Origin of the sequence: Streptomyces sp. NPDC059874 (assembly GCF_042731135.1) — a bacterium.
Lineage (GTDB): Bacteria > Actinomycetota > Actinomycetes > Streptomycetales > Streptomycetaceae > Streptomyces.
Genome location: NZ_JBHWJY010000145.1, coordinates 1 through 10,518, shown reverse-complemented (window position 1 = coordinate 10,518; position 10,518 = coordinate 1). Strand labels below are relative to the sequence as shown.

The 10,518-nt window shown below is 73.0% G+C and carries 9 protein-coding genes; 4 read left to right on the top strand and 5 right to left on the bottom strand.

Going from position 1 to position 10,518, the window contains the following annotated elements:
* Positions 1 to 49: 49 nt before the first annotated feature.
* Entirely contained in the window at positions 50 to 1,066 is a 1,017-nt protein-coding gene (locus ACFV9H_RS40375) for an ABC transporter substrate-binding protein (protein ID WP_385408807.1), read from the bottom strand.
* A gap of 145 nt (positions 1,067 to 1,211) precedes the next feature.
* On the opposite strand from ACFV9H_RS40375, the gene ACFV9H_RS40370 reads away from it, so the two are divergent.
* Genes ACFV9H_RS40370 through ACFV9H_RS40360 form a run of 3 tightly spaced genes read left to right on the top strand, consistent with a single transcriptional unit; the run spans position 1,212 to position 4,259 of the window.
* Complete coding sequence (locus ACFV9H_RS40370; RefSeq protein ID WP_385408805.1) at positions 1,212 to 2,276, top strand: FecCD family ABC transporter permease; 1,065 nt, start codon at positions 1,212 to 1,214, stop codon at positions 2,274 to 2,276.
* Positions 2,273 to 3,418 (top strand): FecCD family ABC transporter permease, encoded by a 1,146-nt coding sequence (locus ACFV9H_RS40365; RefSeq protein WP_385408803.1) that lies wholly within the window; start codon positions 2,273 to 2,275, stop codon positions 3,416 to 3,418. The genes ACFV9H_RS40370 and ACFV9H_RS40365 overlap by 4 nt, the downstream gene beginning before the upstream one ends.
* A 1-nt stretch (position 3,419) precedes the next feature.
* Positions 3,420 to 4,259, top strand: a complete 840-nt coding sequence (locus ACFV9H_RS40360) for an ABC transporter ATP-binding protein (RefSeq protein ID WP_385408801.1) — start codon at positions 3,420 to 3,422, stop codon at positions 4,257 to 4,259.
* Positions 4,260 to 4,265: 6 nt separating this feature from the next.
* Here the strand turns inward: ACFV9H_RS40360 and ACFV9H_RS40355 are convergent, their stop codons facing one another.
* Positions 4,266 to 6,527, bottom strand: coding sequence for a BTAD domain-containing putative transcriptional regulator (locus tag ACFV9H_RS40355; RefSeq protein ID WP_385408799.1), 2,262 nt, complete (start codon positions 6,525 to 6,527; stop codon positions 4,266 to 4,268).
* Between the two features lie 184 nt (positions 6,528 to 6,711).
* Here ACFV9H_RS40355 and ACFV9H_RS40350 point away from each other — a divergent pair, with 184 nt between their 5' ends.
* Positions 6,712 to 7,368 (top strand): TetR/AcrR family transcriptional regulator, encoded by a 657-nt coding sequence (locus tag ACFV9H_RS40350; protein ID WP_385408797.1) that lies wholly within the window; start codon positions 6,712 to 6,714, stop codon positions 7,366 to 7,368.
* 21 nt (positions 7,369 to 7,389) lie between these two features.
* Here ACFV9H_RS40350 and ACFV9H_RS40345 read toward each other — a convergent pair whose 3' ends face one another.
* From ACFV9H_RS40345 to ACFV9H_RS40335, 3 genes are all read right to left on the bottom strand, one after another.
* A complete protein-coding gene (locus ACFV9H_RS40345) occupies positions 7,390 to 8,334 on the bottom strand; it encodes an AIR synthase-related protein (RefSeq protein WP_385408795.1) in 945 nt (314 codons plus the stop codon).
* A 102-nt stretch (positions 8,335 to 8,436) separates the two neighbouring features.
* Positions 8,437 to 9,783 (bottom strand): MFS transporter, encoded by a 1,347-nt coding sequence (locus tag ACFV9H_RS40340; protein WP_385408793.1) that lies wholly within the window; start codon positions 9,781 to 9,783, stop codon positions 8,437 to 8,439.
* Between the two features lie 225 nt (positions 9,784 to 10,008).
* The gene (locus tag ACFV9H_RS40335) at positions 10,009 to 10,329 is read right to left on the bottom strand and encodes a hypothetical protein (protein ID WP_385408791.1); all 321 of its coding nucleotides are present in this window, start codon (positions 10,327 to 10,329) and stop codon (positions 10,009 to 10,011) included.
* Positions 10,330 to 10,518 lie beyond the last annotated feature (189 nt).

The following is a 10,518-nucleotide window of genomic DNA, read 5'->3' as shown; positions in this document are numbered from 1 at the left end:
CGTCAGTACGCGGCCGGGGCCGGCCCGTCGAGCCCAGTTGGGGCGCCGCCTACTTGGCGGGGTCCACCTGGAAGGCCTTCGCCAGGTCGTCGAGGACCACGTCCGCGCCCTGGAGGGAGACCGAGGTCATCCAGATCGAGTCGTCCACCTCGTGGACCTGGTTCTTCTGGACCGCGTTCAGGCGCTGCCACAGCGGGTTGGCGGTGAACTTCTTCTTGCGCTCCTCGCCACCCGAGAAGCTGGTCATGAAGATGTGGTCCGCGTCGGCCTGCTCGATCTGCTCTTCGCTGATCTCGATGTTGAACTTGGCCTCGTCACGCTGGTTCTCGGGACGGGTGAGGCCCATGTCGTTCAGGATGATGCCGCTGAAGGTCTTGGGCAGGTAGATGCGCGTCGGGCCGTCGACGAAGCGGACGACCGAGAAGGTGGGCTTGCCGTTGGCGCCGCCACCCTTGGCGTTGATCGCGTCACCGATCTTCTTGGCACGGGTCTGGTACGCCGTCAGCTTGGCGGCGGCCTTCTCCTCCTGGCCCAGCGCCTGACCGAGGAAGGTGATGTTCTCCTTCCAGATCGGGCCGGTGGTCTTGACGAACACGGTCGGCGCGATCTGGCTCAGCCGGTCGTAGAAGTCGGCGTGACGGACCGTCGCGGAGACGATGAGGTCGGGCTTGAGGGCCGCGATCGCCTCGAGGTTCGGGTTGTCGAGCGGGCCGACGTCCTTGGTCTCCTTCACCGCGTCACCGAGGTAGGCCGGGAAGCCCTTCTGGTCACGATAGGCTCCGATACCGCCGACCAGCGGCGCATCGAGGGCGACGACGGCCTCGACGAGGCTGTTGTCCAGCGCCACAACACGCTTGGGCTTGGCCTTGATCTCGGTCTGGCCCTTGTCGTGGGTGATCGTGCGCGGGAAACCGGCCGACTCGGCGGCGGCCGACTTCGAGGACTCGGCGGCCGGCTTCTTGTCGTCGCTGCCGCCGCCGCAGGCGGCCAGCGAGAGGGCCATGGCTGCCGTGAGAACGGCAACGGCGAACCGGCCCGGCCGGCGACGCTGAGTGAAGGTGTTCATCAGTTCTCAGTTCTCCAGAGGGAACATTTGTTCTTAGGTAAGGCTTGCCTGAGTAAACGCGTTGTGAAGAGTAGCCGCTCTTCGTGGTCAAATCCAGACGGGGGGTGTGTGACAAATTCGGTTAGGCATCCCTTACCTTGTGTAAGTGTCTCTGAAGCCCGCCACCGCGAACGCCGCCGCGGCCCCCGCCCCAACCGTCCCGCCACCCCGACGAGTTCTCTCCCGAACCCTGGTGCTCACGGCGCTGGTCGCCACGGTGGTCGTCATGGTCTGCGCCTCCCTCGCGATCGGCACCAAGGCCGTGCCGCTCTCCGACGTGCTGGCCGCGATAACCGGAAGTGACGCCGGCGACGCCGTGGTGGTCCGCGAACTGCGCATGCCCCGCACCTTCCTGGGACTGCTGGTCGGACTCGCGCTGGGCGCCGCCGGCGCGGTGGCCCAGGACATCACCCGCAATCCGCTCGGCGACCCCGGGCTCATCGGCATCAGCGCGGGCGGTTCGTTCGCGGTCGCCGCGAGCATCGGCGTGCTGGGGCTGACGAGTTCGTACCAGTACATCTGGTTCGCCTTCCTGGGCGGGGCGTTGGCCGGCCTGATCGCCTACGCCGTCGGTGGCACCGGTTACGGCGGCGCCACCCCCGCCAAACTCGCCCTGGCCGGCGCGGCCGTGACCGTACTGCTCGACGCGGGCACCAACACCCTGGTGCTGCTCGACGTCCGCACCCTGGACCAGTACCGCTTCTGGGCGGTCGGATCGCTGGCCGGCCGGGACGCGCAACTGGGCATGGAACTGCTCCCGTTCGTCGTCGTCGGACTCGCCCTGGCCCTCGGCCTCAGCGGCCGTCTCAACGCCCTCGCGCTCGGCGACGACCTGGCCAGCTCGCTCGGCACCCCGGTCAAGTCCACCCGCGCCCTGGGCGCGCTGGCGGTGGTCCTGCTGACCGGCGCGGCCGTCGCCGCCGCGGGTCCCGTGACCTTCATCGGCCTGGTCGTCCCGCACGTCGTACGGGCCTTCACCGGGCCCGATGCCCGCTGGCTGGTGCCGTGTTCGGCGCTGGGCGGAGCCTCGCTGATGCTCGCGGCCGACGTGGTGGGCCGGATGGTGGCCCGGCCGGGCGAACTCGAGGCGGGTGTGGTGACCGCGCTGCTCGGGGCGCCGTTCCTCGCGCTGCTGGTCAAGCGCGGCAAGCTCAAGGAGCACACCCGATGACCACGACGAGCAGCACGAGCACGACGAGCGGGACGGGCAAGACGGGCAGGACGGGCAAGACCCGACCGGCGAGCCCTGGGAAGAAGTTGCGGCAGCTCCGGTTCGAAGTCGGGCCCGTCGGCGTCGCCGTGCGCCCCCGGGTCGCCCTCACGGTGCTCGGTCTCGCCGTCACCGGCTTCGCAGGCCTGATCGCCTCCGTCTCGCTCGGCACCTACGCGATCCCGGTCGGCGACGTTCTGGGAGCGGTGCTCGGCACCGGTTCCGGCGCGGCCGACCTGATCGTCCACCAGCTGCGACTGCCGCGCGCACTGACGGCCCTGCTGGTGGGGGCCGCGTTCGGGCTGGCCGGCGCGGTGTTCCAAGCCGTCACCCGCAACCCGCTGGCCAGCCCGGACCTGATCGGCATCGCGGCCGGCGCCGGGGCGGGTGCGGTGGGCGTCATCCTCATCGGCGGGGTCACCGCGGCCGGCGCCGGCACCTTCGGAGCCGTGCCGTTCGGGGCCCTCGCCGGGGCGCTGTTGACCTCGGTCGTCATCTATCTGCTGGCCTACCGGGACGGCACCATCACCGGCTACCGGTTCGTGCTCGTCGGCCTCGCCGCGAACGGCGCCCTGATCGCTGTGACCCGCTGGCTGCTGGCCCGCGCCGACATCGACCAGGCCTCCCGCGCCATGGTGTGGCTGACCGGCAGCCTCAACGGGCGCGGCTACGAGCACGTCCAGTGGGCCGGGCTGGCGCTGGTGGTGCTCCTGCCGCTGACCCTGGCGCTCGCCCGCCCGTACCAACTGCTCCAGTACGACGACGACACCGCGCGCAGCCTCGGCATCCCGCTGCGGCACGCCCGGATCGCCCTGCTGGTCCTCGCCACGTGCCTGACCGCGCTGGCGACGTCCGCGGCCGGGCCGATCGCCTTCATCGCGCTCGGCGCCCCGCAGATCGCGCGGCGGATCAGCGGCACCGCCGGCATCCCGCTGGTCACCAGCGCGCTGACCGGAGCGGTGCTGCTCGTCCTCGCCGACCTGGGCGGGCGAATCGTCCTCGCCCCGACCGAACTGCCCGTCGGCGTGCTCACCGGCGCCGTGGGCGCCCCGTACCTGCTGCTACTCCTCGCCCGTACCAACCGGGCCGGAAAGGGAGGCTGACATGACCGCCCCGCTGACCGAGACCCAGCCCACCGGCCTCTCCCCCACCGCGCTCCACGCCTCCGGGCTGCGCCTGGGCTACGGCGACCGCATCGTCTGCGAGGAGCTCGACCTCGACATCCCGGCCGGGCAGGTGACGGCGCTCGTCGGCCCGAACGCGTGCGGGAAGTCCACCGCGTTGCGGGCGCTGGCCCGGCTGCTCAAGCCGGTAGGCGGCGCCGTCCACCTGGACGGTGAGGACATCGCGGGCCTGTCCGCCCGGGAGTTCGCGATGCGGCTCGCCCTGCTGCCGCAGACTCCCAGCGCGCCGGACGGCATCTCCGTACGCGATCTCGTGTCCCGTGGCCGTACCCCGCACCAGCGGTGGTGGCGCCAGTGGTCCTCCTCGGACGAGGCCGCGGTGGACGCGGCGCTGGCGGCGACGGGTTCGGCGGAGCTGGCGACCCGCTCCATCGACGAGCTGTCGGGCGGCCAGCGCCAGCGCGTGTGGATCGCGATGGCCTTGGCCCAGCACACGCCGGTCCTGCTGCTGGACGAGCCGACGACCTACCTCGACCTCGCCCACCAGGTCGACGTCCTCGAACTGGTCGCGGACCTCAACCGCACGGAGGGCCGCACGGTGGTGATGGTCCTGCACGAGCTCAACCTCGCGTGCCGGTACGCCGGCCACCTCATCGCGATGCGCGACGGCCGGGTGATCGCGGCCGGCCCGCCCTCGGAGATCATCACGCCGGACCTGGTCCACGAGGTCTTCGGCCTCCGCGCCGAAGTCATCGAATGCCCGGTCGCGGGCACCCCCCTGGTCGTTCCGATGGGCGGCCGCCGCACCGAGATCGCCTGACGCCGGTCAGCACGCCGTCTGCTCCGGGTCGCCGGCCCCCGCGGCCGCCGCCGTGCGGGCGTACCGCAAGAGCACCCCGTGGCCCTCAGCCGATTCGTTCGGTGAGGGCGACACGCCCCCGGGGGTGGCGCTGCCCCCGGGGGTGACACGGCCCCGGGGGGTGGCGCGGCCCCCGGGGATCACGCCCGCCGGCCCGCCGCCGAGCGCCGGCAGCTCGGCCGTGAACAGCTCGACCTGGCCGGTCATGCCCCGCAGGCCCCAGTACGACAGCAAGGCTCCGACGAACCGGTACGCCCGGTCCGCGTCCCCCGCGTTCACGGCCGTCCGCAGGGCGAAGACCATGTTGTCGTGCTCGGCTTCGAACAACCGGATGGCGTACGGCTGTTGCTCGGTGCGCAGCAGTGGTGCGTACTCCTCGGCCAGCGCGATGAAGTAGTCGGCGAAGGGCGCGGCGAGATCGGCCCCGGAGGCCGCGTGCTCGGAGGCGGCGTAGGCACGCTCCGTCTCCCGCATGCGGTAGCGCGCCTCCTCGCCGCCGCAGACCTCCACGAGGGATTTCTCGACGAGGGAGCTCAGCGAGTAGAGCACGTCGGCGGCGGGCAGCGACTCGTCCGAGCAGATCGCTTCCAACGCGTCCAGAGTGGCCCCGCCGGGGAAGACGGACAGCCTGCGCGCCAGCACGCGCTCGGGCTCGTCCAGCAGGTCCCAGCTCCATTCGACGACGGCGCGCAGGGTGCGCTGCCGTGCCGGCGCGGTCCTGCTCCCGGACGCCAGCAGTCTGAACCGGTCGTCGAGCCGTCTGGCGATCTGGTCGGCGCTCATCGCCCGCAGCCGGGCGGCGGCCAGTTCCAGCGCCAGTGGCATCCCGTCCAGCCGCCGGCAGATCTCCACCACGGCGCCCACCGTGGTCCCGTCGAGCACGAAGCCCGGCCGGACGCTGGTGGCCCGGTCGACGAACAGCCGCACCGACGCGGCCTCGACGGCCTCGGCCGGACCGGGATCTCCGATCGGCAGGTCGAGCGGACCGAGAGGGAACAACACCTCTCCGGTGATCGCCAGGGGTTCCCTGCCGGTGGCGAGGATCCTCAGCCGCGGCTGTCGGTCGAGCAGCCGGTCGGCGAGATCCGCGACCGCGTCGACGAGGTGCTCGCAGTTGTCCAGCAGCAGCACCGCGTCGTCCGCGTCGAGCAGTTCGGCCAGCCGGTCGACCGGTGTCGGCTTCTCCCTCGCGCCGTAGGGCCGGCGGTCGGTGTCGGCGAGTACCGCCAGTACCGCGTCGGCGAGCCGGTCGGGCGCGCCCACCCCGGCCAGGGGCACGAACCACACCTGGCCGAGCTGATGGGCCCGGTCCCGCAGCACCGCCTCGAGGGCCAGCCTGGTCTTGCCCGATCCGCCGGGGCCGACGATCGAGACCAGGCGGGAGGCGGTCAGCAGCCTGGCGAGCTCGGCCAGTTCGGATTCCCGGCCGACGAAGCCGGCCAGGTGGGCCGGGAGCCTGCCCGGCGCGGCCACGGGCGCGGCTGCGGGGCGGTCCGTCTCGCCCCGGAGCAGGGCGAGATGGACCTGCTGCGATTCGACCGAGGGGTCGACACCGAGTTCCTCGCCCAGCCTGCGGCGGAGGTGCTCGTAGACCGCCAGCGCGTCGGGTCGGCGTCCCACCGCGGCCAGCGCGCGCATGTGCAGTGTGGCCAGTCGCTCGTTCAGCGGGTGTTCGGCCGCCGCCGCTCCGAGGTCCGCCAGCACCTGGGTGTGGCGACCCAGCAGCAGCTCCGCGTCGAAGCGGTCCTCGGCCGCCGCCGCCCGCAGCCCGTTCAGCCGCGTCGCGGACGGCCTGGCGAACGGCGCTTCCAGTACGTCCGCGAGGGCCTCTCCCCGCCACAGTCCCCATGCCCGGGCGAACAGCGCCGCGGCCTCCTTGCCCCGCCCCGCGGCCAGCTCGCGCCGTCCCCGCGCGAGCAGTTCTTCGAAAACGTGCACGTCGACGTCCCCGGCGCACACCGAAAGCCGGTAGCCGGCGGCCGTGAGCTCGACCGTTCCCGCCCGGCCCAACGCCTTGCGCAGGCGCGACACCGAGGCCTGCAGGGCGCTGCACGCCCCGGTCGGTACGCGCTCCCCCCAAAGATCGGCGATGAGCGTCTCGGTGGACACCGGACGGCCCGCCTCCAGGGCGAGCCGGGCCAGCACCATCCTCAGCCGGACGCTGCCGACGTCGAGCCGCGTCCCGTCATCGGCCCAGGCTTCGACCGGACCAAGCAGGCTGATACGCACGAGGGAACCCTTCCGCTCGGTGGCTTGATGTGTGTTGGCGGCGCCGCGTCGGTCAACTACGTGCCGGATCGCCCGGGTTGGACCGGGGGCATGGCCTGAACTGTACAGAGCAGTTCATGTGAACTCAACTGGTCAGTTCAGGGGCTGCTAGGCTGTCGCCCGACCGATACAGGACGGAGTGGAAGTGAGAGAGACCCCCCGGGTACCCGCGGGCGACCGGGCTGCCCGCAAGCGGCAGGCGATCATCCGGTCCGCCCGAGCGGCATTCGTGCGGGACGGCTTCCGGGTCGGCATGGACACGATCGCCACCGAGGCCGGTGTCTCCAAGGTGACCGTCTACAACCACTTCGGCAGCAAGGAACAGCTGTTCCTGGCCGTCATCGGGGACGCGCTCGAAGAGGCGCTCGGCGAAACCGTCGCGGGCACGGCCGAACGGCTGAAGAGCACGGGCGACGTCCGCACCGCACTGGTGTGGACGGCACGGGCCTGGGTGAGCGGAATGACGCGGCCCGAGGTGGTGGCGCTGCGCCAGCTGGTCGTGAACGAGGTCCGCCGTTTCCCCGAACTGGGCCAGGCCTGGAAGGAGAACGGTCCGGACCGGGCAAGGCCCTCGCTCGTCGAGACCTTCGAGCACCTCGTAGCCGAAGGCCGGCTCGACATGCCCGATGTCGAGGTCGCCATCGTCCAGTTCTACTCACTGGTGCTGTACCCGCACATCATCCACGCGGCCTACGGCATGACCCTGGACCCGGAGACGACCGAAGCGCTCACCAACACCGGGGTCGACATGTTCCTGGCCTACTACAAGTACCGGCCGGACGACCTGCGACAGGAGCACTGAACTCCCTCCCCCGCTGCGGCCTCAGAGCAGGCGTTCGGGGACCGAGCCGGCGGGGGCCGCGCCGGTGTGGAGGTCGCCGTCCGGCATGACGAGTTCCACGGCGCCCATCGGGTCGGCCGTGACCTCGCCGACGGCGGCGGCGTGGCGGCCGTACGGGTGGGCGCGCAGGGCCGTGAGAACCGACTGAAGGCGTTCCGGCGGGACGAACAGGCACAGGCAGCCGGCGCAGGCCGCGTCCAGGGGGGCCAGGCCGCGGGCGGCGAGGGCCACACGGGCCTCGTACCGTACGGGCAGGGCGGACTCCTCGACGCGCAGGGTCAACCCCCGGCCGGCGGCACACTGGCGCAACACCTCCGCGAGGCCGCCGGCGACCACCGTGCGGGCGTGGTGGATGCCGGCGCCGACGGTGTGCAGGAGGCCGCCGAGGGGGGCGCAGTCGCTGGGCACGTGGTGTTCGTAGCCGAGGCCGTCGCGCAGGGAAACCAGGTGGGCGGCGTGGCTGCCCAGGGGGCCGGTGACCACGATGCGGTCGCCGGGACGGACCGAGGCCAGGTCGAGCGGGGGGCCGCCGCGCACCCCGAAGGCGGTCGCGGTGACGAAGACCCGGTCGGCCTCGCCCGCGCGGACGACCTGGGTGTCGACGGCGGCGATGGTGACACCGGCCTCGGCCGCGGCGGCGCGCACCGACGCGGTCAGCCGGTGGACGAGGTCCAGCGGCAGGCCGGCCTCCAGCACGATGCCGAGGGCGATGTGGCGGGGTTCGGCGCCGGTGGCGGCCAGTTCGTTGACGGCGCCGCAGACGGCGACCCGGCCGATGTCGCCGTTGCCGAAGAAGGGCGGGTCGACGACGTACGTCCCGGCTCGGACCACGACGGTGGGGTCCGGGTCGAGGGCCTGCGCGACGAGGGCGCGTACCTCCGGTCCGAATCCGACCTGGGCCGCGTCCCATTCCTGCGTGTACGTCACGACAGCCACCCCCCGATGCCCACGAATCATGATCGTGAACCCATCATCCTGCGGGGGTGGCGTCCCGCATACCCGTGTCCGGGCACCTTCGCTGATGAGGGGTCAGTAGGGGCGGTCGTACGCGCGCAGCAGGAGGACGGCAACCACGGTGGCCAGGGCGGGGAGGGCCGCGAAGCCCGCCAGCATGCCGAGTTCCGCCGCGGCGGACTGCTCGGCGGCGCGTCCGGTGCCGGAGGAGACGTAGCCGGAGAGCTGGAGGACCAGGCCGTAGAGGAAGGGCCCGAGGGCCACGCCGAGCCCCTCGCCGGTGGTGAACACGCCGGACAGGACGCCCGCTTGGCGGCGCTCGGTGCGGGCGGCGTCGCGGGCGATGCAGTCCGGCAGCATGGCGTACAGGAAGAGGAGCTGGCCGGCGTGGCCCGTGCCGGCCAGGGCCATGCTGAGCAGGACCGCGCCTTCGGGGAGGACGGGAGCCGCGAGGAAGAGCAGGCAGCCGACGGCGAAGAGGGCGGAGGCGATGGTGTAGCCGCGGGGGCCGCGCAGGCGTTGCCAGAGGGGCATGGTGAGGAGGTTCGGCGCGACGAACGCGGCGACGAGGGCGCCGACGCCGGAGGAGTCGTGGAGCACGTGCTCGGCGAAGTACGGGGCGCCGGCGAGGAGGACGCCGGTCGCGACGGACTGGACGACCACGCAGCGCAGCAGGGCCATGAACGGCGGATTGGCGCGGGCTGCGGCGAACTGCTCCCGCAGGGTGGGCTCGTTGGCGGGGACGCGGGGTGCGTCGTGCGGCGTGCGGGCGGTGCCGGTGAAGACCCAGACGGCGCCGAGGGCGATGACCGCCCCGCCGAACACGCCGACCCAGCGGTGCCCGGCGAGGCCGCCGCCGCCCGCGTCGACGAGGGCGGGGGCGACGCCGCCGGTGACGAGGGCCGCGACCCCGATGACGGCGACGCGGCCGCCGACCAGCCGCATGCGGTCCTCTTCCCGGTCGGCGAGCTCGGCGGGCATCGCGACGTACGGCACCTGGAAGAACGCGAACGCGGTCGCGGTGAGCAGGTATCCGGCCGCGGTGAACCAGGCGCCGGCGGTGCCGGGCAGCGGGCCCGCGAAGGTCAGCGCGAACGCCAGGGCCATGGCGAGGCCGCCGCCGAGGACGTACGGGCGACGGGCCCCCCAGCGGGACCGCGTACGGTCGCTGGCGCGGCCGACGAACGGGTTGAGCACGGCGTCCCAGGCCTTGGGCACGAACACGATCACCCCCGCCAGTGCGGCGCCGACCCCCAGGGTGTCCGTGAGGTACGGGAGCAGCAGCAGCCCCGGGAGGGTGGTGAACGTCCCCGTGACGAGCGACCCCGAGGCGTAGCCGAACCGCAGGCGACGGGTCATCCCGTTGCCGCCCTGGGCGCCCGGCGGGGCGAGCCGGGTGCGGCCGGTCCCTGTGATGGCCATCGGGGGCGTCCTTCCTCCCTGGTACGGAAGGCCCCGCCCTGGGGGTGGGGGATGTCCCGGGGGCGGGGCTCTCGGGTACAGAGCGTGCCGGCGGGCGCATGTACGCGGCTAAAGCCCTTCGGCCGGAGGCCGGGTGTCGAGGCCGGCCCGGTCCCCGGGGACTTGGCCGGGCAGGCCCCACCCCCTGCGGTGAGGACCCCCGTGACCGGCCGTCGGGCCGCGGCGTCAGTCGTACGGCTCGCCGTCGTCGCCCTGGACCCGGGCCCCGCCGCCCAAGGCGCGGGCGACTTTCCGGAGGGCGTCGAGGACGGTCCGGTCCGGGTTCTTGGCGACGATCCGGCCGTCGCGCCAGTCCAGCCAGGCGCCGCCCGGGACCGTGCGGGCGAGCCAGGGGCTCTCGTACGTGATCCCGGCGGCCGTCGCCGCGCCGGCCGCTTCGAGCCCGGGGTCGGCGGCGACCACCGCGGCCCACTCGTCGGCCGTGATGCCGGGTGCGTCCTCGTCCCACCAGAACTCGGCGCGTGTGACGTGCACGTCGTATCCCATGGCCGACCAGGCTAGGGCGTCCCGCCGGTTCCGCCGGGGTCGGGTGTGCGTCGGGGCGTCCCCGCCGGGGTCGGGTGCGCGCCGGAATGTCCCGGCAGGACCCGGCCCGCACCGCCGGGGTCGGGTGTGCGTCGGGGCGTCCCCGCAGGGCGTCGAACGCAACCACCCTCGGCCCTCCGACCCCTGGAA

What these genes read in the sequence shown, in the direction of transcription:
- ACFV9H_RS40375 (WP_385408807.1), bottom strand. Translation starts at nt 1,066, where the DNA reads ATGAACACCTTCACTCAGCGTCGCCGGCCGGGCCGGTTCGCCGTTGCC.
- ACFV9H_RS40365 (WP_385408803.1), top strand. Translation starts at nt 2,273, where the DNA reads ATGACCACGACGAGCAGCACGAGCACGACGAGCGGGACGGGCAAGACG.
- ACFV9H_RS40360 (WP_385408801.1), top strand. Translation starts at nt 3,420, where the DNA reads ATGACCGCCCCGCTGACCGAGACCCAGCCCACCGGCCTCTCCCCCACC.
- ACFV9H_RS40340 (WP_385408793.1), bottom strand. Translation starts at nt 9,783, where the DNA reads ATGGCCATCACAGGGACCGGCCGCACCCGGCTCGCCCCGCCGGGCGCC.
- ACFV9H_RS40335 (WP_385408791.1), bottom strand. Translation starts at nt 10,329, where the DNA reads ATGGGATACGACGTGCACGTCACACGCGCCGAGTTCTGGTGGGACGAG.